General features: G+C 60.4%; 21 protein-coding genes and 2 tRNA genes. 12 read left to right on the top strand and 11 right to left on the bottom strand.

The window, feature by feature from the left end:
* Positions 1 to 4: 4 nt before the first annotated feature.
* The 12 genes from tpiA to AAEZ08_RS19100 all read left to right on the top strand — a co-directional run bounded on the left by tpiA (position 5) and on the right by AAEZ08_RS19100 (position 10768).
* A complete protein-coding gene (gene tpiA / locus AAEZ08_RS19045) occupies positions 5 to 760 on the top strand; it encodes a triose-phosphate isomerase (protein WP_500124931.1) in 756 nt (251 codons plus the stop codon).
* A gap of 4 nt (positions 761 to 764) precedes the next feature.
* Positions 765 to 1148, top strand: a complete 384-nt coding sequence (secG, locus tag AAEZ08_RS19050; protein ID WP_500124932.1) for a preprotein translocase subunit SecG — start codon at positions 765 to 767, stop codon at positions 1146 to 1148.
* 7 nt (positions 1149 to 1155) lie between these two features.
* Positions 1156 to 1241 (top strand) — tRNA-Leu (locus AAEZ08_RS19055).
* A 95-nt stretch (positions 1242 to 1336) separates the two neighbouring features.
* Positions 1337 to 1413: transfer RNA gene (locus tag AAEZ08_RS19060), tRNA-Met, on the top strand.
* Between the two features lie 128 nt (positions 1414 to 1541).
* A complete protein-coding gene (gene rimP, locus AAEZ08_RS19065) occupies positions 1542 to 2000 on the top strand; it encodes a ribosome maturation factor RimP (RefSeq protein ID WP_058065518.1) in 459 nt (152 codons plus the stop codon).
* A 48-nt stretch (positions 2001 to 2048) separates the two neighbouring features.
* Positions 2049 to 3530 carry a transcription termination factor NusA gene (nusA, locus tag AAEZ08_RS19070; RefSeq protein ID WP_003280890.1) on the top strand — a complete coding sequence of 494 codons (1482 nt, stop codon included), beginning with the start codon at positions 2049 to 2051 and terminating at the stop codon, positions 3528 to 3530.
* Positions 3531 to 3558: 28 nt separating this feature from the next.
* Positions 3559 to 6054, top strand: a complete 2496-nt coding sequence (infB, locus tag AAEZ08_RS19075; protein ID WP_003280892.1) for a translation initiation factor IF-2 — start codon at positions 3559 to 3561, stop codon at positions 6052 to 6054.
* Between the two features lie 102 nt (positions 6055 to 6156).
* Complete coding sequence (gene rbfA / locus AAEZ08_RS19080) at positions 6157 to 6546, top strand: 30S ribosome-binding factor RbfA (RefSeq protein WP_003280893.1); 390 nt, start codon at positions 6157 to 6159, stop codon at positions 6544 to 6546.
* Positions 6547 to 6548: 2 nt separating this feature from the next.
* Positions 6549 to 7466 (top strand): tRNA pseudouridine(55) synthase TruB, encoded by a 918-nt coding sequence (gene truB, locus AAEZ08_RS19085; protein ID WP_003280895.1) that lies wholly within the window; start codon positions 6549 to 6551, stop codon positions 7464 to 7466.
* A gap of 114 nt (positions 7467 to 7580) precedes the next feature.
* Complete coding sequence (rpsO, locus tag AAEZ08_RS19090) at positions 7581 to 7850, top strand: 30S ribosomal protein S15 (protein WP_003280896.1); 270 nt, start codon at positions 7581 to 7583, stop codon at positions 7848 to 7850.
* A gap of 175 nt (positions 7851 to 8025) precedes the next feature.
* Positions 8026 to 10131, top strand: a complete 2106-nt coding sequence (pnp, locus tag AAEZ08_RS19095; RefSeq protein WP_003280897.1) for a polyribonucleotide nucleotidyltransferase — start codon at positions 8026 to 8028, stop codon at positions 10129 to 10131.
* Positions 10132 to 10399: 268 nt separating this feature from the next.
* Positions 10400 to 10768, top strand: coding sequence for a BON domain-containing protein (locus tag AAEZ08_RS19100; protein ID WP_003280898.1), 369 nt, complete (start codon positions 10400 to 10402; stop codon positions 10766 to 10768).
* A 73-nt stretch (positions 10769 to 10841) separates the two neighbouring features.
* Here AAEZ08_RS19100 and AAEZ08_RS19105 read toward each other — a convergent pair whose 3' ends face one another.
* The 11 genes from AAEZ08_RS19105 to AAEZ08_RS19155 all read right to left on the bottom strand — a co-directional run bounded on the left by AAEZ08_RS19105 (position 10842) and on the right by AAEZ08_RS19155 (position 22742).
* Positions 10842 to 11150 (bottom strand): DUF2845 domain-containing protein, encoded by a 309-nt coding sequence (locus tag AAEZ08_RS19105; protein ID WP_003280899.1) that lies wholly within the window; start codon positions 11148 to 11150, stop codon positions 10842 to 10844.
* Between the two features lie 17 nt (positions 11151 to 11167).
* Complete coding sequence (locus AAEZ08_RS19110) at positions 11168 to 11464, bottom strand: DUF2845 domain-containing protein (RefSeq protein ID WP_003280901.1); 297 nt, start codon at positions 11462 to 11464, stop codon at positions 11168 to 11170.
* Positions 11464 to 14358 carry a DUF748 domain-containing protein gene (locus AAEZ08_RS19115; protein ID WP_500124933.1) on the bottom strand — a complete coding sequence of 965 codons (2895 nt, stop codon included), beginning with the start codon at positions 14356 to 14358 and terminating at the stop codon, positions 11464 to 11466. The genes AAEZ08_RS19110 and AAEZ08_RS19115 overlap by 1 nt, the downstream gene beginning before the upstream one ends.
* Positions 14359 to 14443: 85 nt before the next feature.
* Complete coding sequence (locus AAEZ08_RS19120; RefSeq protein ID WP_483031685.1) at positions 14444 to 15460, bottom strand: class I SAM-dependent rRNA methyltransferase; 1017 nt, start codon at positions 15458 to 15460, stop codon at positions 14444 to 14446.
* Between the two features lie 66 nt (positions 15461 to 15526).
* Complete coding sequence (locus AAEZ08_RS19125) at positions 15527 to 16402, bottom strand: oxygenase MpaB family protein (RefSeq protein WP_003280906.1); 876 nt, start codon at positions 16400 to 16402, stop codon at positions 15527 to 15529.
* A 143-nt stretch (positions 16403 to 16545) separates the two neighbouring features.
* A complete protein-coding gene (gene pgi, locus AAEZ08_RS19130; RefSeq protein WP_003280907.1) occupies positions 16546 to 18210 on the bottom strand; it encodes a glucose-6-phosphate isomerase in 1665 nt (554 codons plus the stop codon).
* Between the two features lie 359 nt (positions 18211 to 18569).
* The gene (gene panD / locus AAEZ08_RS19135; RefSeq protein ID WP_014597581.1) at positions 18570 to 18950 is read right to left on the bottom strand and encodes an aspartate 1-decarboxylase; all 381 of its coding nucleotides are present in this window, start codon (positions 18948 to 18950) and stop codon (positions 18570 to 18572) included.
* A gap of 83 nt (positions 18951 to 19033) precedes the next feature.
* Positions 19034 to 19894, bottom strand: coding sequence for a pantoate--beta-alanine ligase (gene panC, locus AAEZ08_RS19140; protein ID WP_313477828.1), 861 nt, complete (start codon positions 19892 to 19894; stop codon positions 19034 to 19036).
* Positions 19891 to 20691 (bottom strand): 3-methyl-2-oxobutanoate hydroxymethyltransferase, encoded by an 801-nt coding sequence (gene panB / locus AAEZ08_RS19145; protein ID WP_014819250.1) that lies wholly within the window; start codon positions 20689 to 20691, stop codon positions 19891 to 19893. Before panB ends, panC begins: the two co-directional genes overlap by 4 nt.
* Positions 20692 to 20818: 127 nt before the next feature.
* Complete coding sequence (gene folK / locus AAEZ08_RS19150; protein WP_014819251.1) at positions 20819 to 21346, bottom strand: 2-amino-4-hydroxy-6-hydroxymethyldihydropteridine diphosphokinase; 528 nt, start codon at positions 21344 to 21346, stop codon at positions 20819 to 20821.
* A 1-nt stretch (position 21347) separates the two neighbouring features.
* Positions 21348 to 22742: a polynucleotide adenylyltransferase PcnB gene (locus AAEZ08_RS19155; protein ID WP_500124934.1), complete on the bottom strand. Its 1395-nt coding sequence runs from the start codon at positions 22740 to 22742 to the stop codon at positions 21348 to 21350.
* Positions 22743 to 22898 lie beyond the last annotated feature (156 nt).

Here is a 22898-nt window from a genome sequence, read left to right on the forward strand (position 1 = left end):
AAGCATGCGTCGCGCCATGGTTGCTGGTAACTGGAAGATGAACGGTACCGGCGCTAGCGTCGCAGAGCTGATCGGGTCTCTCCGTGCGCAGGAATTGCCTGCGTCGGTTGAGGTTGCCGTATTCCCCTCCTGTTTGCATATCTGTCAGGTCCTGAGGGCTGTCGATGGTGCTGGATTTGCTGTCGGCGCCCAGGATTGTGCGGCGCAAAATGGTTTTGGGGCGCTGACCGGTGAGGTGTCAGCCGATCAGTTGCTTGAGTCTGGTTGTGAGTGGGTGCTGGTTGGTCACTCTGAGCGTCGCCTGATTTTGGGTGAGACGGATGAGGTGGTAAGTCAGAAGTTTTCAGCGGCGCAGGCTGGTGGTTTGAAGCCTGTGTTGTGCCTGGGTGAAACGCTCGAAGAGCGTCAGGCGGGCAAGACGCTTGAGGTGGTTGGGCGGCAGCTGGCGAAAGTGATTGATGATCATGGTATTGCTGCCTTTGACTCGGCTGTCATCGCTTATGAGCCGGTGTGGGCGATAGGCTCCGGCTTGACGGCGAGTCCTCAGCAGGCTCAGGAAGTACATGCTGCCATTCGGGAGCAGTTGTCGCGTTTGGATCGCCGTGTCGCCGAGGGCGTAAGGCTTCTATACGGCGGCAGTGTGAAGGCGGAAAACGCCGCCGAGCTGTTCGCGATGGCAGATATTGATGGGGGGTTGGTTGGTGGGGCCTCTCTGAAAGCGGATGAATTCGGTGCGATCTGTCGCGCCGCAGGGAACTGAACAGATGTTGCAGACTGTTGTGATTGTGGTGCATCTGCTGGTTGCTCTTGGTGTTGTTGCGCTGGTGCTGCTGCAGCAGGGCAAGGGTGCGGATGCTGGTGCGTCTTTCGGTTCGGGTGCTTCGGCAACTGTTTTCGGAAGCCAAGGTTCTGCTACCTTTTTGAGTCGGCTTACTGCTATACTTGCCGGCGTTTTTTTCGTGACCAGTCTGGGTTTGGCGTTCTTCGCCAAAGAGCAGGCTGATCAGTTGTCCCAGGCAGGTTTGCCGGATCCAGCGGTTTTGGAAGTTCCGGTCAGCAAGCCCGCAGTTGAAGATGTGCCTGTGCTCGAGGAGCGTAAGCCAGCAGATACTGCAAGTGACCTCCCTGAAGTGGAGAAGGGGCGGTAAGGTTTTTGCCGAGGTGGTGGAATTGGTAGACACGCTACCTTGAGGTGGTAGTGGCCATAGGCTGTAGGGGTTCGAGTCCCCTCCTCGGTACCAAACAAGCAGGCCCGCCTAGTGCGGGCTTTCTTGTGTTTTAAGGGTTTAGGTTGACCTGTATAAGGCATGAGTCGTATAATTCGTGCCCAGTTTGACGCGGGGTGGAGCAGTCTGGTAGCTCGTCGGGCTCATAACCCGAAGGTCGTTGGTTCAAATCCAGCCCCCGCAACCAGTCAATAAAGAGCCCCTGTACAGGGGCTTTTTATTAGCTTGAGGCCAGGTCGCCGGCATTTACAGGCGGTCAAAAGGGATGGGCGTTTCGCCCATTTTTCATTTGTACAGCATGCGCGAGGGACTTCGATGTCGAGCAAGCTAGAACAGTTGCAGGCCTTGTTGGCCCCGGTGGTTGAGGCGCTTGGCTATCAGTGCTGGGGTATCGAGTTTATTTCCCAGGGGCGGCATTCACTGCTGCGGGTCTATATCGACCATGCCGACGGCATCCTCGTCGACGACTGCGAGAAGGTCAGCCGTCAACTGAGTGGTGTGCTCGATGTGGAGGATCCAATCAGTGTGGATTACACCCTTGAGGTCTCTTCTCCCGGAATGGATCGGCCACTGTTCACTGTTGAGCAGTACACCGCCCATGTCGGTGAGCAAGTAAAAATAAAGCTGCGCTCGCCCTTCGAGGGCAGGCGCAATTTCCAGGGTCTTCTCCGTGGGGTTGAAGAGCAGGACGTCGTGGTGCTGGTGGACGACCATGAATACCTGCTGCCGATCGACATGATCGATAAGGCCAACATAGTTCCCCGTTTTGACTGAGAGCGGATCCCCGCGGACCCCAATGGATTGCGAAAGGCGAGGCGTACGATGAGCAAAGAAGTACTGCTGGTTGTGGAGTCGGTGTCCAATGAAAAGGGCGTACCGGCTAGTGTGATCTTCGAAGCGCTGGAGTTGGCTCTGGCCACTGCTACCAAGAAGCGCTACGAAGACGAAGTTGATCTGCGTGTAGAAATCAATCGCCAGAACGGCAGCTACGAGAGCTTCCGTCGCTGGACCGTCGTTGACGATGAACACTTTGACGATCCTGCCCATCAGCTGGCGCTGGATCAGGCCCAGGCGCGTAATCCGGACGCCAAGCTTGGTGACGTTTTCGAAGAGAAAATCGAATCCATCGAGTTCGGGCGTATTGCAGCTCAGACTGCCAAGCAGGTCATCGTGCAGAAGGTGCGCGAGGCCGAGCGTGCGCAGGTCGTAGAAGCCTACCGTGATCGTTTGGGCGAGATCATTTCCGGTACCGTCAAGAAGGTTACGCGGGACAGCGTCATCGTCGATCTGGGCAACAACGCTGAGGCGTTGTTGGCGCGCGAAGACATCATTGCGCGTGAGACCTTCCGTGTCGGTGCCCGTGTTCGTGCGCTGCTCAAGGAAATTCGCACTGAAAACCGTGGCCCGCAGCTGATCCTGTCGCGTACTGCGCCGCAGATGCTGATCGAGCTGTTCCGTATCGAGGTGCCAGAGATTGCCGAAGGGCTGATCGAGGTCATGGGTGCGTCTCGTGATCCGGGGTCGCGCGCCAAGATTGCCGTTCGTTCCAAGGACAAGCGCATCGATCCGCAGGGCGCCTGTATCGGCATGCGTGGTTCGCGCGTTCAGGCGGTTTCCGGTGAGATCGGCGGCGAGCGCGTGGATATCGTCCTTTGGGACGAAAATCCGGCGCAGTTCGTCATCAATGCAATGGCCCCGGCTGAAGTCGCAGCGATCATCGTCGACGAGGATGCCCATGCAATGGACATCGCGGTGGGCGAAGACAATTTGGCACAGGCGATCGGTCGTGGTGGTCAGAACGTGCGTCTGGCCAGCCAGCTGTCTGGTTGGACACTGAATGTCATGACCGAAGCAGACATCCAGGCCAAGCAGCAAGAGGAAACCGGCGACATCCTGCGCAACTTTATCGAAGAGCTGGACGTCGATGAGGAGCTGGCTCAGGTGTTGGTGGAAGAGGGCTTTACCTCCCTCGAAGAGATTGCCTATGTCCCCATGGAGGAAATGCTTGGCATCGAAGGCTTCGACGAAGACATCGTCAATGAGCTGCGTACGCGGGCCAAAGATCGCCTGCTGACCAAGGCCATCGCCAACGAGGAGAAGCTTGCAGACGCTCAGCCGGCTGAAGATTTGCTGGCACTCGAAGGCATGGATAAAGAACTGGCGGTCGAGTTGGCCGTGCGGGGCGTCATCACCCGCGAAGACCTGGCCGAGCAGTCGATAGACGATCTGCTCGACATAGACGGCATCGATGAAGAGCGTGCCGGCAAGCTGATCATGGCCGCCCGAGCCCATTGGTTCGAGTAAGTAATTAGCGGCCTGAGGAGAGAAATGCATGACGGAAGTCACGGTGAAAGAACTGGCCCAAGTGGTCGCCACACCGGTCGAACGACTGCTTCAGCAGATGCGTGAGGCAGGACTGTCGCACACCAGCGCCGAGCAAGTAGTGACCGATAGTGAGAAACAAGCCCTGCTGGCCCATTTGAAAAGCAGTCATGGGGCAAAAGTGGATGAGCCGCGCAAGATTACCTTGCAGCGCAAAACCACTACCAAGCTGAAAGTTGGTGGCAGCAAAACCATCAGCGTCGAAGTGCGCAAGAAGAAAACCTTCGTCAAGCGTAGCGCCGAGGAAATCGAGGCCGAGCAGCGTCGTGAGCTCGAAGAACAGCGTGCTGCGGAAGAAGCGCTGCGCCTGAAGGCCGAGCAAGAAGCACGCGAGCGTGCCGAGGAAGAGGCTCGTCGTCAGGCAGAGTCCGCCAAGTCCGACGCGCCTGCCCCCGCAGCTGCTGAAGCGGCCGTGATCGCAGAGCCTGCGCCGGTCGCAGTCGAGCCTGTGGCTCCTGCTCCGGATCGCAAGAAGGAAGAGCCGCGTCGTGTCGAGAAGCCGCGTAGTGATGACGACGAGCGTCGTGATCGCAAGCATGCGCAGCATCGTCCGTCGCTCAAGACCAAGGCGCCGCTGGCACGCACCGTGCGCAGCGGCGATGACGAGGCCGATGGCTTCCGTCGCGGCGGTCGAGGCAAGTCCAAGCTCAAGAAGCGTAATCAGCATGGGTTCCAGAGCCCTACAGGACCTGTCGTGCGCGAAGTTTCGATCGGCGAGACCATCACTGTTGCCGAACTGGCCCAGCAGATGTCGGTGAAAGCGGCCGAAGTCATCAAGTTCATGTTCAAGATGGGCTCGCCAGCCACCATCAATCAGGTGTTGGATCGCGAAACCGCACAGCTGGTAGCTGAGGAGCTCGGCCACAAGGTCAAGCTGGTCAGCGACAACGCGCTAGAAGAACAACTGGCCGAGCTGCTGAAGTTTGAGGGCGAGTACGTTTCCCGTGCGCCGGTAGTGACCGTCATGGGCCACGTCGACCATGGTAAGACTTCGCTGCTCGACTACATTCGTCGCGCCAAGGTAGCGGTCGGTGAGGCTGGCGGTATTACCCAGCACATCGGTGCCTATCATGTCGAAACCGAACGGGGCATGGTTACGTTCCTTGACACCCCGGGTCACGCGGCGTTTACCGCCATGCGTGCTCGCGGCGCCAAGGCCACCGACATCGTGATTCTGGTAGTGGCTGCGGACGATGGTGTAATGCCGCAGACCCAGGAAGCGGTCCAGCATGCAAAGGCAGCTGGCGTTCCGATCGTGGTTGCGGTGAACAAGATCGACAAGCCGGATGCTAACCCGGACAACATCAAGAATGGCCTCGGTGCCCTCGATGTGATTCCGGAGGAGTGGGGTGGCGATACACCGTTCATTCCGGTTTCGGCCAAGATGGGTACCGGTGTCGATGAGCTGCTTGAGGCCGTTCTGCTCCAGGCCGAGATTCTTGAGCTCAAGGCGATTCCTTCGGCCCCTGGTCGTGGTGTGGTGGTCGAGTCGCGCCTGGACAAGGGCCGTGGTCCGGTCGCCACCGTGCTGGTTCAAGACGGCACGCTGCGCCAGGGCGATATGGTTCTGTGCGGTGTCAATTTCGGCCGCGTACGCGCCATGCTCGATGAGAATGGCAAGCCGGTTAAGCAAGCTGGCCCGTCGATTCCGGTTGAGATTCTCGGTCTAGATGGTACGCCTGAGGCCGGTGACGACCTGACCGTCGTAGCTGACGAGAAGAAGGCCCGCGAAGTTGCCATGTTCCGTCAGGGCAAGTTCCGCGAAGTGAAACTGGCTCGCGCGCATGCCGGCAAGCTGGAAAACATCTTCGAAACCATGGGCCAGGACGAGAAGAAGACACTCAATATCGTCCTCAAGTCCGATGTGCGTGGCTCGCTCGAAGCGCTGCAAGGTTCGCTCAACAGTCTGGGCAACGATGAAGTCCAGGTGCGCGTGGTCGGTGGCGGTGTGGGTGGTATCACCGAATCCGATGCCAACCTTGCATTGGCTTCCAATGCGGTGCTGTTCGGCTTCAACGTTCGCGCCGACGCCGGTGCCCGCAAGATCGTCGAGGCCGAAGGCTTGGACATGCGCTACTACAACGTCATCTACGACATTATCGAGGACGTGAAGAAGGCGCTCACCGGTATGCTCGGCAGTGACGTCCGGGAGAATATTCTCGGTATCGCCGAGGTCCGTGACGTGTTCCGCTCGCCGAAGTTCGGCGCGATCGCTGGTTGCATGGTTACCGAGGGTATGGTCCACCGCAATCGTCCGATCCGCGTACTGCGCGACGATGTCGTCATCTTCGAAGGCGAGCTGGAATCGCTGCGTCGCTTCAAGGATGACGTTGCAGAAGTACGCGCTGGCATGGAATGCGGTATCGGCGTGAAGAGCTACAACGACGTCAAGGTCGGCGACAAGATCGAAGTGTTCGAGAAGGTCGAAGTGGCGCGTTCGCTGTAAGCAAGCGTCAATCTGAAAGCTGGGAGCAAGGAGTCGGTGACCGCCTGGGTGCGGTTGCTGCTTCGAGCTTCCAGCTTTCGGCTTTTAATCGGGTAGAAATTTATGGCCAAAGAATTCAGTCGTACCCAGCGTATCGGCGATCAGATGCAGCGCGAACTGGCGCTGCTCATTCAGCGCGAGATCAAGGATCCGCGTCTGGGTCTGGTCACCATCACCGCAGTCGACGTCAGTCGTGATCTGTCCCACGCGAAGATCTTCATCACGATCATGGGGCAGGACGACGATCAGGAAGCGGTCAAGGGCAACCTGCGCATCCTTAACGATGCTGCAGGCTTCCTGCGCATGCAGCTCGGCAAGAGCATGAAGCTGCGTACTGTTCCGCAACTGCATTTCAACTACGACGCCAGTATCCGTCGCGGTGTCGAGCTGAGCTCGCTGATCGAGCGCGCAGTTGCTGAAGATCGCAAGCACAGTGATGAGCGCGGAGAATAAACGTGGCACAGGTCAAGCGTGTACGCCGTAACGTCGATGGCATCATCCTGCTCGACAAGCCGCGCGGGTTTACGTCCAATGCGGCGCTGCAGAAGGTCCGCTGGCTGCTCAATGCAGAGAAGGCGGGGCACACCGGAAGTCTCGATCCGCTAGCCACTGGAGTATTGCCGCTGTGCTTCGGCGAAGCCACCAAGTTCTCTCAGTACCTGTTGGACGCTGACAAGGCCTATGAAACGGTCATGCAGTTGGGCGTTACTACAACCACCGCTGACGCCGAAGGCGAAGTGCTGGAGCGCAAGCCGGTAGCTGTTACGCGTGAGCAGCTAGAAGCGCTCCTGCCCCAGTTTCGCGGCGATATCCAACAGGTCCCGCCGATGTATTCGGCTCTTAAGCGCGACGGCCAGCCGCTATACAAACTGGCGCGTGCCGGAGAGGTGGTGGAGCGCGAGCCGCGTTCTGTTAATATTGCGCGCTTGGAGTTGCTCGAGATCGACGGTGATAAGGCGCGACTTGCTGTGGCATGCAGCAAGGGCACTTATATTCGCACGCTGGTTGAGGACATCGGCCTGTTGCTAGGTTGTGGTGCGCATGTGGCAGAGCTGCGGAGGACGCAGGCCGGCCCCTTCGTGTTGTCGCAGACGGTGACGCTCGAAACACTGGAGCGGTTGCACGGCGAAGGCGGCTCCGAGGCGTTGGATGATCTCTTGCAGCCGGTCGATAGTGGTCTGGAACATTGGCCGCTGTTGCAGCTCTCCGAGCACAGTGCCTATTACTGGCTGCATGGACAGCCGGTGCGGGCGCCGGAAGCGCCCAAGTTTGGCATGGTGCGCGTGCAGGATAACAATGGTCGCTTCATCGGTATCGGTGAAGTGAGCGAAGACGGGCGGATCGCGCCGCGTCGACTAATTCGGTCGGAATGACCGTAGCGCAACGCGTTCGCGCGGTGCGTCAGAGGGTGGCTGTCAGCAGGCACGGTCATTTCTCTTTATTAAACACGGGATGATTCCCGGCCTGTTCACTCAAGGAGCCCTATCATGGCACTGAGCGTTGAAGAAAAAGCCCAGATCGTTAACGAGTACAAGCAAGCTGAAGGCGATACCGGTTCTCCGGAAGTGCAGGTAGCCCTGCTGACCGCCAACATCAACAAGCTGCAAGGCCACTTCAAGGCCAACGGCAAAGACCACCACTCTCGTCGTGGTCTGATCCGTATGGTTAACCAGCGCCGCAAGCTGCTGGACTACCTGAAGGGTAAGGACACCACTCGTTACAGCACCTTGATCGGTCGTCTGGGTCTGCGTCGCTAAGACGTACCCGAGCTGGAAGCCGGAAGCTGGAAGCTGGAAGCCTGAAGTTGAAAGCAGAGATATCTCTCGCTTACAGCTTCGGTCTTCCAGCTTTTGGCTTTCTTGCAGGAGGTTTCGGGCCGACTCCCGAGCGTTCTGCCAATTTCCCCAAAGGCAACAAAGAGAAGGAAGAACCGTGAACCCGGTAATCAAGAAGTTCCAGTTCGGTCAATCGACCGTTACCCTCGAAACGGGCCGTATCGCCCGTCAAGCCAGCGGCGCGGTGCTGGTCACCGTTGACGACGACGTCACCGTGCTGGTCGCCGTCACTGGCGCCAAGACTGCTGACCCAAGCAAAGGCTTTTTCCCGCTGTCCGTGCACTACCAGGAAAAAACCTACGCAGCCGGCAAGATCCCTGGTGGTTTCTTCAAGCGTGAAGCGCGCCCGAGCGAGAAAGAAACCTTGACCTCGCGGCTGATCGATCGTCCGATCCGTCCGCTGTTCCCAGAAGGCTTCCAGAACGAAGTCCAGGTCATCTGCACCGTGGTTTCCACCAGCAAGAAGACCGACCCGGACATCGCTGCGATGATCGGTACCTCGGCTGCGCTGGCGATTTCCGGCATTCCGTTCAACGGCCCGATCGGCGCCGCTCGCGTCGCTTTCCACCCGGAAACAGGCTACCTGTTGAACCCGAACTACGAGCAGCTCAAGGCTTCCAGCCTGGACATGGTTGTAGCCGGTACCAAAGACGCCGTGCTGATGGTTGAGTCGGAAGCCAAAGAGCTGACCGAAGACCAGATGCTGGGCGCTGTGCTGTTCGCCCACGACGAATTCCAAGCCGTGATCCAGGCCGTGACCGAGCTGGCTGCCGAAGCCGCCAAGCCGCGTTGGGACTGGCAGCCGAAAGCGGAAAACACCTCGCTGCTCGATGCTATCCGCAGCGAGTTCGGCGAGGCGATTTCCCAGGCTTACACCATCATCATCAAGCAGGACCGCTACGCGCGTCTGGGCGAGCTGAAAGACCAGGTGGTTGCCAAGTTCTCCGGTGAGGAAGGCCAGCCTTCTGCCAGCGAAGTCAAAGAAGCTTTTGGCGAGATCGAATACCGCACCGTGCGCGAGAACATCGTCAACGGCAAGCCGCGTATTGATGGTCGTGACACTCGTACTGTGCGCGGCCTGAACATCGAGGTCGGTGTACTGGACAAGACTCACGGTTCGGCGCTGTTCACCCGTGGCGAAACCCAGGCTCTGGTGGTTGCTACCCTCGGTACCGCCCGCGACGCGCAGCTGCTCGACACCCTGGAAGGCGAGAAGAAAGACCCCTTCATGCTGCACTACAACTTTCCGCCGTACTCGGTGGGCGAGTGTGGTCGCATGGGCGCAACTGGTCGTCGCGAGATCGGTCACGGCCGTCTGGCTCGCCGCTCCGTTGCAGCCATGCTGCCGAGTGCCGATGAGTTCCCGTACACCATCCGCGTAGTTTCGGAAATCACCGAATCCAACGGTTCGAGCTCCATGGCTTCCGTTTGCGGTGCTTCCCTGGCGCTGATGGACGCTGGTGTGCCGATGAAGGCACCGGTGGCCGGTATTGCGATGGGTCTGGTTAAAGAAGGCGAGAAGTTCGCCGTTCTGACCGACATCCTTGGCGACGAAGATCACCTTGGCGACATGGACTTCAAGGTCGCCGGTACCGCCAAAGGCGTTACTGCACTGCAGATGGATATCAAGATCCAGGGCATCACCGAAGAGATCATGGAGCAGGCGCTCGAGCAGGCGCTGGAAGCGCGCCTGAACATCCTCGGCCAGATGAACCAGGTCATCTCCCAGTCGCGCAGCGAGCTGTCGGCCAACGCACCGACCATGATCGCGATGAAGATTGATCAGGACAAGATTCGCGACGTGATCGGCAAGGGTGGCGCCACCATTCGTTCCATCTGCGAAGAGACCAAGGCTTCGATCGACATCGAAGACGACGGCTCGATCAAGATCTTCGGCGAAACCAAGGAAGCGGCCGAGGCGGCGCGTCAGCGCGTTCTGGGCATCACAGCTGAAGCCGAAATCGGCAAGATCTACGTCGGTAAGGTCGAGCGCATCGTTGACTTCGGTGCCTTCGTCAACATCCTGCCTGGCAAGGATGGCCTGGTGCATATCTCGATGCTGAGCGACCAGCGTGTCGAGAAAGTCACCGACGTACTGAAGGAAGGTCAGGAAGTGAAAGTGCTGGTACTGGACGTGGACAACCGCGGCCGTATCAAGCTCTCCATCAAGGACGTGGCTGCGGCAGAGGCTTCTGGCGTCTGAAACGACGTGCTTGGTGTACAGAAAGGGCCTTAGGGCCCTTTTTGTTTGCCTCATCCTCCGGTCAGCGAAGGCGCTGAAGGTTGCAAGATGCACGCAATCCTGAGGGGAAACTTGCATTGTGCAAGTCAAGAGCAGTTGGTTGGTTTTGTAAGTGGCTGTATTTAAAGAAAAAAAAATTATAATCAAGTTGGCATAACGCTTGCGATGTTATCTGTGCATCTGAGGCCGGAGTCATGCCCCAGAAATCACGAGAACAGGAGTGACATCTATGAAGACTACTCAGACCCTTACTGCCGCCGCCATTGCCGCTGCCCTCAGCCTGCCGTTCGCCGGTGCAGCCCTGGCAGATAACACCCCTGCCATCGACAAGACTGACACCGTCATGTTGGCCGCTAACACTATGGACGATGCTGGTGATGCCGTATCCGATACTTGGATCACCACCAAGGTGAAGTCCACCCTGCTGGCCGAGGACGCAACTCCTGGCATGGATATCGAAGTAGAGACCAAGGATGGCGTTGTTTCGCTGTCCGGCACCGTAGCTACCGAAGCAGAGAAAGAAGTCGCCATCAGCAAAGCCAAAGGCATCAAAGGCGTGCGTGATGTGGCTGCGGACGGCCTGAAAGCCGCCGAGTAATACCTCTTTCCCGCCATTGAGTGGTGGGTGAGCGAATAAAAAAACCCCGCCGATGGCGGGGTTTTTCGTGCGGCTAATTACCTCGCTGGCTGTCGATTTGCCGGAGCCGATTGCCCTCGAAGCGCAGGAAATGCAGCATGCCGTTGTTTGGCCCATAGATCCATTCCTCGACTGGCACCTCCTGGCGGTATCCGTAATCGTCGACGATCTCCTTGTAGCCGACCATAGCGCTGCTGGCCGGATCTCCGCATTTGCTGCGTACCTCCGCGGTGGATGCATCCAGGCTCACCAGGCGGCTGTTACAGCGATAGGTAGACGATGCCTCGGCGTGCAGAGTGCCTAGCGACAGGCAGAGCAGTAGGGCGGATACGCGTTGATTCATCAGCTGACTCCAGGTGTTCAATTGGCCCGGCGGGTTTCGATACGAACCAGACGGTTGCCTTCGAAGGTGAGGATGCTGAGCATGCCATTGCGCGGCCCATAGACCCATTCTTCCAGCGCGAACTCTTGCCGGTCGTTGCGGCTTAGGGTGTAGCCCACCAGATCGCGATGTCCCGGTGTTCCGCATTTGCGTTCGACCTCGAAGGTGCGGTCACCCGTGGTGACCAGCTGACTACCGCAGCGCATGGTGTCGGCCTGAGCGTTGGTAATGGTTGCCAGCAACACGCCGGCGACGAGGTATTTCATCATTTCCATCAGTCACTCCCTAGGTGCAGTGCAGTGGCTACCTTGCCATCGCTCGGCTGTTCTGCGGTGCCGGTGTCCAATAGATAGACCCGCTCGGAATCCAGTCCGGCCTCGACCAGATAGCCCTTTATCGCCGCGGCGCGATCACGGCTGAGCCGACGCAGTAGTGCTGCATTGTCCGCCCAGGACTCGAGCACTGCCTGACGCATCTGCTGGGTACGTTGTTCGGCATCCAGTTCGGCCCATGCGGATGGCGGCTGATGGCTGAGTCGGCTGCGGTAGATGCCCTCCAGCAGCGGCGCTTCGTCCTCTGTCTCGATGCGTATCAGCGAGGGATCGGCAGGCACCTTGTCGCCTCGACGCTGCAGGATCCGGTACTGCGTTTCGCGGTATTCCTGCTGCAAACGCTGTTCGGCCAAGAGCGGCCCATCAATAGCACCGGCACTCATCCCTTCCACTTCCAGGCGCAGGCCTGGACGCTGTTTCAATGCTGATGCGAGGGTGTCGAGAACCTTGCGCGCTTCGGCGTCCAGCGTGCTACTAGCCGGTTCGAACCCGATGTGGCTGAGGTCGCTATCGTCACCGCCGGCCAAGCCCGCAATGAACTTGAATGGTGCCTGGGCGGCGCGCACTACCAGGTTACGTAGTGTCTGCCAGACGATCGGCATGACGCTGAACTGCGGATCGTTCAGATTGCCCTGCACGGGCAGCTCAATCGAAATAGTGCCTTTGGTGTCCTTGAGCAACGCCACCGCCAGCCGTATTGGCAGGTCTACCGCATCAGGGCTGTCGACTTTTTCGCCAAGCTGCAGCTGTTCCAGTACAACCTTGTTTTGCGCGTTCAGTTGGCCTTGTTGAATTCGGTAGTGCAAATCTAGGTTCAGGCGACCCTTGCGGATGCGGTATCCGGCGAACTTGCCGGAATAAGGGGTGAGGGTGGTCAATTCGACCTGGCGAAAGCTCGTAGCGATATCAAGGCTCTGCAGCGGGTCGAACGGTGTCAGGCTGCCTTTGATGCTGACCGGCGCGTACTGATCAACCTTGCCCGCGATATCCACCGAGGCAGCCTTTTGCGCCCGATTGTCGAGCGTACCGATCTTGCCGTTCAGCGATTGGACGGCTGTGACGAACGGAGGACGCAGACTGAAGTCGGCGAAGTTCGCCGAGCCATTGGCGATAGCGATGCCGCCAATGTGAATAGCGAGCGGTTCCGATGCACTTGGTTGCACCTGCGCGCTTCCATCTGCAGGCTCGCTGCGATCAACCAGCAGATCATTGATGTTGGTGGTCAGGTCTGGGTTGATGATGAAGCGGGCGTAGGGTTGGCTCAGATCGATCCGCTCGATGTCCAGGCTCTTCGGGTGCTGGTAATCAAGCCCACTGAGCTGTAGCCGCTGCCATTTGACGAAGTCACGATTGTTAATCGTATCGAGGGTATGCAGTTGCGTGGCGTCGATCGCTCCGCGCACGCTAAACGCCAGGGGTTCGGCGCTCTGCAAATCAACCTCAAGTTCGCTGGCCAGCATGCCGCTGCGCAGTTCCAAATGCACCAGCGGGCTCAGATAGGCCTGAGCCAGCCGCAGGTCGATGTCGCTCATGGATACGGCCAGCTTGCCGCTTACCGGGCTCAGCTGCAGCTGACCAGCTGCCCGGAGGGCGCCCTGCCTGCCTACGCCTGTATCCAGCTTGAGGGCGAAGGGGCTAGCGCCCAGGCTATCGAAGTCGCTGATGTCCAGGTTCAGTGGGCCTAGTTTCAGCGCAACTTCCTCTTCAGGGACGCGATCGACGAGGTGGGCCTGATAGTCGCGCAGTTGTGCGTCGCGCAGCAGCACCTGCCAAGGGGGGCTCTGCGTCGTCTGTGACTCGGTTCGCTGGGCATCTGCCGGGGAGTCCGCGTTGTCATTCGTTGAGGTAAACAGCTTTTGCCAGTCCAGCTCTCCATCGGCCTCGCGGGCGGCCCAGGTCTCCAGGTCGCGACTGCGCAGCTTGCCGATGATGACTTTTTGCTTAGCCAGATCCACTGCGGTTTCGCTCAGTTCGAGACGCTCCAGGCGAACCAGCGGGCGCCCGTCGGCGGCGTCGAGCGCCAGCGATTGTAGTGCTAGGACGGCATTCTCCAGCGTGAGCGCCAATCCTTCGCTGAGGTCCAGACGATAAGCGGTACTGAGCTCGACGCTGCCTTCCTTAAGAGCCAGTGGAGCAGCGTCGCGCACGTAAGGCCAGAAGTCCTTCAACTGGAGTTTGCTGACTTGCAGCTGGCCCTGGGATGCCAGCGGCTGCAGGCTGAAGGTGCCTTGCCAGTCGATACGTCCGCCACTCTGGCCGCTGGCTGTGAGACGAGCCTCGGCGTGGCCGTCGGCCCGGGTGGCCAGATTATGCAGTTCGAAATCGAGCGAATCGTAGACCAGCGTTATCGCCTCGCTGGGGCGCTGGTCCTGAAAGCTGAGGTATCCGCGCTCCAGCTGCAGACGATCGATACGCAGCGGAAAAATATCCCGCTCCTCACCGGCTGGTGCTTCTGATTCGGGCACTTCGAACAGCTGACTAAGGTTGAGCGTGCCGTCTTCGGCTATGCGCACCTCGGTATGCGGCGCGACCAGCTCCACGCTGGCAAGGTGCAGCGTGCGCTGCCAGAGGCTAGCCCATTGCAGGTCGAGGTATAGCTTTTCCAAAGCCAGCTGGCGATCGTCCTGTTCACCTATGTGCAGGTTGTACAGAGCGAGCTCAAGGCTGAAGGGGTTGAGCTCGATGCGTTCCAGGCTGGCCGGCACGGTCGCGTAGGCAGCCAGTTGCTGATTGGCGATGCGCTGCGCAACACCGGGCAGGATCAAAAAGCCAAGCAGGCTGTAGCAGATTAATGCGAGCGTGACACCGGTGAACGCACGCTTCATTCCATTGGGCATGGCCGGATGTATTCCTGGCGGATGGGTGCCTTGGAGTATGGCATGGGTTTGCGGTTCCCCGAGTCGAGCGATATGGGCGAGGCGTTCAGAGCTGGAGAATCAGAATCTTGAGCGGTGGCAGCCCGTCGTGGGAGGGGAAATCCGCGGCAGGCGCCAGTGTCTGCCATTCGCGCACCGCTCTGCCGGCCTTCTCGGCGCAGCGCAGCACCTGAGTACGCCAGTCCTGCATCGACACTTTTGCCAGGTTGTTGCAGCAGATCAGCACCCCGCCCTCAGCAGTGGCCAGTAGTGCTGGCTTGAGTAGGCTCTGATAGTCACGCAGCAGGTCCACCGTGCCGAAGGCGCTGCGCGCCCAGGCGGGTGGATCGAGCAGCACCAGATCGAACTGACGCTGCGCCAAGCGTGGGTACGCCGGCAACGTTCGGCCACGACGTGCGCTCACCGGTAGGCCGGCCAGTTGGCGAATGGCTGGGAAGTAATCGGAGTGAACGAATTGCATTGGCGGCAGCGATGGGTTGAGTTCGCCGTTTTCCCGACCCACCGCCAAATTGCGCTCGGCAAAATCGACGTTCCAGACTTCCTGCGCGCCGCCCGCCGCAGCGCATAACCCGACGCCGCAGGTGTAGGAAAACAGGTTGAGCACCGACTTGCCGGCGCTGTGTTGCTTGACCCAGCCGCGGGCGTTGCGCAGGTCGAGGAAAAGCAGCGGATCCTGGCCGGAGTGACGCGCGCGTACGCGGTAGCGCAGCCCCCACTCATGGCCGATCTGATCCTCGAGTGCGGCATCGTCTGGCTGATGTCCCGCAGCGCTGCGGTCGATACGCGAGTTGCTCTGCGAGCGATCGTTGTAGATGAGCTGCAGCCGCTGGCCGATAAAGCTGATGGCCTCGTCATGGATAGTTTGCAGCGATTGCGCATCGAGCGACTGGTGAAAGCTCTGCACCATCAACTGCGGACCGTAACGATCAACGGTCAAGCCGGCCGCACCCTCCTGGCTGCCGTGGAATAAGCGATAGCAATCCGTGCCCTGTTGCTGCAGTTCGTCGAGCAACTCGCGTCGTGAGTCGAAGGCGGCGCGCAGCGCCTGGTCTAGAGATGCCATGCGCGGCGACTCGAAATAGAGAAGGGCGCGCAGTTTAACAAGAAACGCTTCAGCGGTCGGTCGACGCTAGCGTGACGGCAGGCCCATACGCCGCCGCGCACGGTGTACCGAGGCGTTACGCACGGCCCAGCGCAGCACTGGTGCGATATTGCGTACACCCGTCCGGATGAGCTGGCGGCGGGCCTCGCTCAGGGTTAAGCCGAACATGACGGTAGCCCAATCGGGCATCAGTTCTACGCCAGCGTGCAGCATCAGCGTGCCGAACGGTCTCAGCAGTCTGCTGGGCGCGGGGGCGGTGCGCAGTATCTGCAGAATCTCCAGCGCGCGCTCGTCACTGTGCAACTGCGGGCGGACGCGTTCGAAATATGCCTCGATCTCTACACGCGAGCGTGGCACTTCACGGGCGCCCAGGCGCTCGGCGATCAGCGCGACTTCTGCGTAATAGCGATCCTGGTCGGCAGCGGAAAGTGCCGGGTTGAGATAGCGCAGGTGTGACTTGAGGAAGCTGCTGACTTCGGCGACGTGAACCCAGGTCAGCAGGTCCGGATCGGACGCGGCATAGGCCCGGCCGTCTGGCGCCGTGCCAGTCACTCCGGAGTGAATTCTCCGGACCCGCTCGATCAGCCGGTCGGCATCGGCATGGCTGCCGAAGGTCGTCGCCGCAATGAACTGCCCTGTGCGGCGCAGTCGGCCGAGCAGGTCGTCACGGAAGTTCGAGTGATCCCAAACGCCGGCCAGCGCCAGCGGATGCAGTGCCTGCAGGAGCAGCGCGGATATTCCGCCGACCATCATCGAAGTGAAGTCGCCATGCACGCGCCAGCAGACCGAGTCGGGGCCGAACAGGCCGGGGTCGCCCGGCGGGCTCTCATAGTCCACCCCGCCGATCGCAAGGCCAGTTAGGCTCAGTACGCGGGTTTCGATATGTTGGCGGATGAGTTCCATGGATACAGCGCTTTTGGCTTGGACCTGAGCGATGTTACCTGATCACGTAGCGCCCATCGGCCGGTCGTCAGTTGCTGGCGAAAGGGACAGAGAGGGGGAACGAGACCGGGCAGTAGCCAGGCACTGTCCGGTCGAGAGCGGAATCAGCCGCGATGGCGACCGCGGAAAAAGTCGATTAGGCCTTGGGTGGAGGCATCTTCTGCCGGAGCCGCGTCGAAGCAGGTCATCTGGTTGTAGACGGTTTTGCCCAGATCCTTGCCGAGTTCCACTCCCCACTGGTCGAACGAGTTGATTCCCCAGATCACGCCCTGAACGAAGACCTTGTGCTCGTAAAGTGCGATCAGGGCGCCGAGGCGGCCGGGACTGATGGTCTCCATCACCACGGTATTGCTCGGCCGGTTGCCCGGAATCACCTTGTGCGGTGCCAGGCGTTGGACCTCGGCTTCGCTCAGCCCTTTGGCACGTAGTTCGGCCTCGGCTTCCTCGCGTGTCTTGCCGCGCATCAGCGCCTGACTCTGCGACAGGCAGTTGGCATAGAGCCATTCATGGTGGTCGGCAACGGGGTTGTGGCTGACCACCGGCACGATGAAGTCGGCTGGAATGAGCGGGGTGCCTTGGTGCAGCAACTGATGGTAGGCATGTTGACCATTGGCGCCTACGCCGCCCCAGATCACCGGGCCGGTAGTGCAGGAGACCGGCGTACCGTCCTGCCGCACGCTCTTGCCGTTGGACTCCATATCCATCTGCTGTAGGTGTTTGACGAAGTTGCGCAGGTAATGGTCGTAGGGCAGGAAGGCATAGCTCTCAGCGCCCCAGAAGTTGTGGTACCAGATGCCGAGCATTGCCAGCAGCACCGGCATGTTGCTTTCGAACGGTTCCGTGAGGAAATGCTGGTCCATGCTATAGGCGCCGGACAGCAGGTCCTTGAAGTTGGACATGCCGATCGCCAGCGCGATGGGCAGGCCGATTGCCGACCACAGCGAATAACGACCACCAACCCAGTCCCACATCGGGAAGATGTTCTTTTCGCGAATACCGAAATCGACGGCGGCCTTCTTATTGCTGGTGACAGCGATGAAGTGGCGGTAGAGCTTCTCTTCGGTGCCGCCCTTGCCCAGATACCAGGTGCGCGCGGCCTGGGCATTCTTCAGCGTTTCGAGCGTGCCGAAGGTCTTGCTGGAGATGATGAACAGGGTCGTTTCGACGTTGAGCTTGGCGGTTACTTCGCGGAACTCGCTGCCGTCGATATTGGCCAGGTAGTGCGTACGCACGCCGTGCTGGGTAAACGGCAGCAGCGCTTCTGATACCAGCTGCGGACCGAGGAACGAGCCGCCGATGCCGATGTTCACCACATCGGTGATGGTCTTGTCGCTGAAGCCGCGCCACAGGTTGTTGTGGATTCGGGTAACGATATCGGTCATCTGCGCCAGTGCGGTGTGCACATCGCGCATGATGTTCTGCCCGTCGACCATCACTGACTCACCCATAGGGCGACGCAGTGCGGTGTGCAATACGGGGCGGTTTTCCGATGCGTTGATGCGTTCGCCTTCAAACATGGCGCGTGCAGCCTGCTCGACGCCAGCCTCGCGGGCCAGGTTCACCAGCAGCGTGCGGGTTTCAGGGGTGATCAGGTTTTTCGAATAGTCGAGAAACAGGCCGCTGCAGGAAACCGACAGATCATCGAAACGCGTCGGGTCGGCCTTGAATGCCTCTCGCATGCTGAAGTTCTGCATGGTCAGGCGGTGTTCTTCCAGGGCCTTCCAGGACGGCAGGCCGGTGACATCGAGCGGATGCTGGTAGTAGCTCATGGTGATGCGGCTTCCTTTGCTTTGACAGGCCGCTGAATCCCTGCGGTTCACGCGTCGGCGGGCAATGCCGTGACAGGATTCAGTGATGTGTATGACCGTGCGGGCGCGCCGGCACTCCTCCTGAATGCTGCGGATGCTGGCCGAACCCGGCTTTGACCGAGCCGGTGAAGGCACATCCTATGCCATCAGAGACAGCTCAGACAGGGAAAACCCCCACTGTGTTCCGGGCCATTGCCTTCTATTGTGCCCATGCCGGTACTTTCACCCAATGGCCTGTTGACCGTGCAGTCACTATCAAACGAAAAAGCCCGAAGTGCAGAACACTTCGGGCTTCTATTCGACGACACCTGAACGGTGGCTCAGGCGACCTGTACCGGGATTGCGTTGCTGGTATGGCTCAGCTCGCCGTCGGCACCCATGTAAAGCACATGCGGTTTGAAATTGGCCAGCTCGGCCTCGCTGTAGTGGGCGTAGGCGCAGATGATCAGGCGGTGACCGACACCGGCCTTGTGAGCAGCGGCACCGTTGACCGAGATGATCTTCGAACCTTCCTCGCCGCGGATGGCGTAGGTGGTGAAGCGCTCGCCATTGTCGACGTTGTAGATCTGGATTTGTTCGTATTCACGGATGCCGGCCAGGTCCAGCCACTCGCCGTCGATGGCGCAGGAACCTTCATAATCGAGCACCGAGTGAGTTACCTGGGCGCGGTGCAGTTTGGCCTTGAGCATGATGGCGTGCATGGCGGGGTCCTCCGGGTGCGCAAGCGGCGCAGAGTGTGCCTTAAGCCTCGAACGTGATCAAGGCTGCGGGCAAATGGCTGGGATCAGGCCGATGTGTGGATGTCCACCAGCAGGTTGTCGATCAGCCGCGTCTTGCCCAGGTAGGCGGCGGCGAGGATGACCAGCTCGGTGGAGCGCTCGCTGACTGGCTGCAGGTCGATTGCGTTGCGAATCTCCAGATAGTCCGGACGCAGGCCAGCAGCCTGCAAAGCGCTCAGGCCTTCGGCGATCAGCGCCGGGTAGTCGCGCCGACCGCCCCGGATCGCTACGTCCAGCTGGCTCAGGGTACGGTACAGCGACGGAGCCGTGGCGCGTTCGTCTTTACTCAGATAGCCGTTGCGTGAAGACAGCGCCAGGCCGTCGGCGGCGCGAACGACCGGCTCCGAGAGGATCTGCACCGGCATGTTCAGATCGCGGACCATGGTGCGGATCACCGCCAGCTGCTGGAAGTCTTTCTGACCGAATACGGCGAGGTCCGGCAGCACCATGTTGAACAGTTTGCTGACCACGGTGGAGACACCGTCGAAATGCCCTGGGCGGCTGCCACCGCAGAGACCTTCGGAAACGCCGGGCACGCGAACGATGGTCTGCTGGGCCTGGCCGTGCGGATACATCTCTTCGACGCTCGGCGCAAAGAGCAGGTGGCAGCCGGCTTCGAACAGCTTGTCCTGATCCGCAGCGAGGGTGCGCGGGTAGTTGTCCAGGTCTTCGTTGGGGCCGAACTGCAGTGGATTGACGAAGATGCTGGCGACCACGAAGTCGGCGCGCTGCCCGGCCTTCTTCACCAGCGCCATGTGACCGGCGTGCAGGTTGCCCATGGTCGGTACGAAGCCGATGCGCTTGCCTTCCCCACGGGCGCGGGACACTGCGGCACGCAGGTCGGCGATGGTCTTGACGATGTTCATGCGGAGAAACCGTGTTCGACGGCGGGGAATTCGGTGGCCTTGACGGCCTTCACGTAGCCGGCGATGGCGGATGGGATGTCACCGTGCTCACGCATGAAGTTCTTGACGAACTTCGGTACGCGGCCACCGAGCGAGAGCCCGAGCATATCGTGCAACACCAGCACCTGGCCGTCGGTGTCGCTGCCGGCGCCGATGCCGATCACCGGAATCTGCACCGCCCGGGTGATGCGCGCAGCCAGTTCGCTGGGTACGCACTCGAGCAGCAGCATGGCTGCACCGGCGGCTTCCAGCGCCTTGGCGTCCTCCAGCATCTGAAGTGCCTGGGCTTCCTCGCGGCCTTGTACCTTGTAACCGCCGAAGATGTTGACCGCCTGTGGCGTCAGGCCCATGTGTGCGCAGACTGGAATGCCACGCTCGGCCAGCAGGCGGATCGACTCGGCCAGCCAGGCGGTGCCCTCCAGCTTGATCATGTGTGCGCCAGCCTGCATCAGCACGGCCGAATTGTTCAGGGTCTGCTCGGTGGTGGCGTTGGCCATGAACGGCAGGTCGGCGACGATCATCGCGCCACGATTACCGCGTTTGACGCTGGCGGTGTGATAGGCCATGTCGGCAACGGTGACCGGCAGGGTGCTGTCGTGACCTTGCAGGACCATGCCGAGTGAATCGCCGATCAGAAGCATCTCGACGCCCGCATCGCAGGCGGTCTTGGCGAAGGTGGCGTCATAGCAGGTGAGCATGACGATCTTTTCGCCCTTCTGCTTGAGCCCTTGCAGCGTGGTCAGGGTTACGTCTGGCATGAATGTCGTCCTCTTCGAGCCTCGGAGGTCAGGGTTGCCGCGCGGTGCACCGGTTGGGTGCATGGGGCCGCGGATGGCAGAGGGCGCTTATAGTCCCGGCGGCGACAGAGTAAGTCAATCGCGAGTGTTACCCGCGCGTTACGTTCGTTACCGCGGCGGTGACACCGTCATCGCCAAGCCTCTCGAGACCGCTGAATGGGCAGGCGGTGAGCAGGTCGACGAGTCGGCGACCATCGGCCAGCAGCAACTCCGCCGGAGCGACTTCAGCGAGCGGGTAGAGCACGAACGCGCGGGCTTGCAGGTGATAATGCGGAACCTGCAGACGGGGTTCGGCGATCAGGCGATCGCCGAACAGCAGGATGTCCAGATCCAGCGTACGCGGACCCCAGCGCTCCGCCTTGCGCTCACGGCCCTGGGCCTGCTCGATGCGTTGCAGGGCGTCGAGCAGATCGAGCGGCGCGAGACTGGTGTCCAGTGCGGCCACGGCGTTGACGTAACGTGGTTGGTCGGCTGGTCCGAGTGGGTCGCTGGCATAGAGTGACGATACTGCTGCGAGACTGCTCTGTGGCAAGTCAGCCAGCGCTTGCAGGGCGCCGCGCAGTTGCTGTTGCGGATCGGCCAGGTTGCTGCCCAGGCCGATGTAGACGCGTTCCATTTTACTCGGCCGGGTTGGCGGCGTTGTCGCCCGGACCACGGCGGCGGCGCCCCCCACGACGACGCTTCTTCGCTCCGCCGGCTTCTTCCTTGTTGCTGAGGCCGCGAATCATGTTGCGACGTTCGCTGTCGCTGGCTTCCTGATATTCGGTCCACCAGTCGCCGAGGCCGTTGGTTTTCTCTCCGGCGCTTTCGCGTAGCAGAAGGAAATCGTAGCCAGCGCGGAAGCGCGGATTTTCCAGCAACTGATCGGCGCGGCGCCCCTGGCGGCGCGGCAGGCGTTCCTGCATATCCCAGATCTCGCGCATTGGCATGGTGAAACGCTTGGGAATCGCCGTGCGCTGGCACTGCTCCCATATGATGTCGTGGGCGGCTTCCTGCATCGCGGGAATAGGCGGCATGCCGCGGTCCTGCAGCTCCTGTACGCGGGCAGGGAGGGCAGGCCAGAGCAGGGCGGCGAAGAGGAACGCGGGCGTTACCGGCTTGCCCTGCTGGATACGCAGATCGGTATTTGCCAGCGCGTTGCGGATCAGTGTGCCGGCGTATTCCGGATCGCGCTCCAGCGCTGCGGCGCTCGCCGGGAACAGCGGGGCGAAAAGATCGTACTCGAGCAGCAGCTCGAAGGTGCGCTCGGCCTTGCCGCCGAGGAATAGCTTGAGCACTTCGTCGAACAGGCGTGCCGAGGGAATGCCGTCGAGCAGGTCGGCGAGGTCGACGATGGGTTCGGCGCTGTGCCGTTCGATCTCGAAGTCGAGCTTGGCGGCGAAACGCACGGCACGCAGCATGCGCACCGGGTCTTCCTGGTAGCGCTGCTCGGGGTCGCCGATCAGACGGATCAGGCGATTGCGGATGTCGTGTACGCCACGGGTGTGGTCGAGGATGCGCTCGGTAGTCGGATCGTAATACAGCGCATTGATGGTGAAGTCGCGGCGCTGGGCGTCGTCTTCGAGGGTGCCATAGATGTTGTCACGCAGGATGCGGCCGCTCTCGTTGCGCGAAGCGAGATGGCTGGCGTCGTCGTCATCCTCTTCCGGATGGTTGGCGCGGAAGGTGGCGACCTCGATGATCTCGCGACCGAAATGCACATGCACCAGCTTGAAACGGCGTCCGATCACGCGGGCGTTGCGGAATTCGGCGCGGACCTGTTCAGGGGTCGCGCTGGTCGCGACGTCGTAATCCTTGGGATTCAGCTGCAGCAGCAGGTCGCGCACGCAGCCGCCGACCACATATGCCTCGTAACCCGCCTGCTGCAGTCGTTCGACCACGCTCACCGCGTAACGACTGATCTCGTTGCGATGCAGGGAATGCTGCCGGCTGGACAGAATTTCAGGTGTGCGGCGGGGATGCGGGATGCGGCGCAGAGGAAGACGAAAAGACTGGAACAGCTTTTTCAGCATGGGGGGCAACTGTGTGGCGGAAGACGGGCCGGTGTCGCGAATGGCCGCGAAACCTGCGCGGATTCTAGCACCGAGAGTGCTGGATGTTGAACGATGCGCAGGGAGGTGTCAAAAAGCATCGTGCGCCGCGTCACGCAGGCAGTGCTTGGCGCAGGG

Origin of the sequence: Pseudomonas sp. E45-MNA-CIBAN-0222 (genome assembly GCF_040310405.1) — a bacterium.
GTDB lineage: Bacteria > Pseudomonadota > Gammaproteobacteria > Pseudomonadales > Pseudomonadaceae > Stutzerimonas > Stutzerimonas stutzeri_AC.

Bases quoted from the DNA above. Each gene is read 5' to 3' on its own strand.
- rimP (WP_058065518.1), top strand. From the start codon at position 1,542: ATGTCGAGCAAGCTAGAACAGTTGCAGGCCTTGTTGGCCCCGGTGGTT.
- tpiA (WP_500124931.1), top strand. From the start codon at position 5: ATGCGTCGCGCCATGGTTGCTGGTAACTGGAAGATGAACGGTACCGGC.
- rbfA (WP_003280893.1), top strand. From the start codon at position 6,157: ATGGCCAAAGAATTCAGTCGTACCCAGCGTATCGGCGATCAGATGCAG.
- pgi (WP_003280907.1), bottom strand. From the start codon at position 18,210: ATGAGCTACTACCAGCATCCGCTCGATGTCACCGGCCTGCCGTCCTGG.
- AAEZ08_RS19125 (WP_003280906.1), bottom strand. From the start codon at position 16,402: ATGGAACTCATCCGCCAACATATCGAAACCCGCGTACTGAGCCTAACT.
- panC (WP_313477828.1), bottom strand. From the start codon at position 19,894: ATGAACATCGTCAAGACCATCGCCGACCTGCGTGCCGCAGTGTCCCGC.
- rpsO (WP_003280896.1), top strand. From the start codon at position 7,581: ATGGCACTGAGCGTTGAAGAAAAAGCCCAGATCGTTAACGAGTACAAG.
- folK (WP_014819251.1), bottom strand. From the start codon at position 21,346: ATGGAACGCGTCTACATCGGCCTGGGCAGCAACCTGGCCGATCCGCAA.
- AAEZ08_RS19115 (WP_500124933.1), bottom strand. From the start codon at position 14,358: ATGCCCAATGGAATGAAGCGTGCGTTCACCGGTGTCACGCTCGCATTA.
- AAEZ08_RS19120 (WP_483031685.1), bottom strand. From the start codon at position 15,460: ATGGCATCTCTAGACCAGGCGCTGCGCGCCGCCTTCGACTCACGACGC.
- AAEZ08_RS19105 (WP_003280899.1), bottom strand. From the start codon at position 11,150: ATGAATCAACGCGTATCCGCCCTACTGCTCTGCCTGTCGCTAGGCACT.
- panD (WP_014597581.1), bottom strand. From the start codon at position 18,950: ATGCACGCCATCATGCTCAAGGCCAAACTGCACCGCGCCCAGGTAACT.
- AAEZ08_RS19100 (WP_003280898.1), top strand. From the start codon at position 10,400: ATGAAGACTACTCAGACCCTTACTGCCGCCGCCATTGCCGCTGCCCTC.
- infB (WP_003280892.1), top strand. From the start codon at position 3,559: ATGACGGAAGTCACGGTGAAAGAACTGGCCCAAGTGGTCGCCACACCG.
- nusA (WP_003280890.1), top strand. From the start codon at position 2,049: ATGAGCAAAGAAGTACTGCTGGTTGTGGAGTCGGTGTCCAATGAAAAG.
- panB (WP_014819250.1), bottom strand. From the start codon at position 20,691: ATGCCAGACGTAACCCTGACCACGCTGCAAGGGCTCAAGCAGAAGGGC.
- AAEZ08_RS19110 (WP_003280901.1), bottom strand. From the start codon at position 11,464: ATGGAAATGATGAAATACCTCGTCGCCGGCGTGTTGCTGGCAACCATT.
- secG (WP_500124932.1), top strand. From the start codon at position 765: ATGTTGCAGACTGTTGTGATTGTGGTGCATCTGCTGGTTGCTCTTGGT.
- AAEZ08_RS19155 (WP_500124934.1), bottom strand. From the start codon at position 22,742: ATGCTGAAAAAGCTGTTCCAGTCTTTTCGTCTTCCTCTGCGCCGCATC.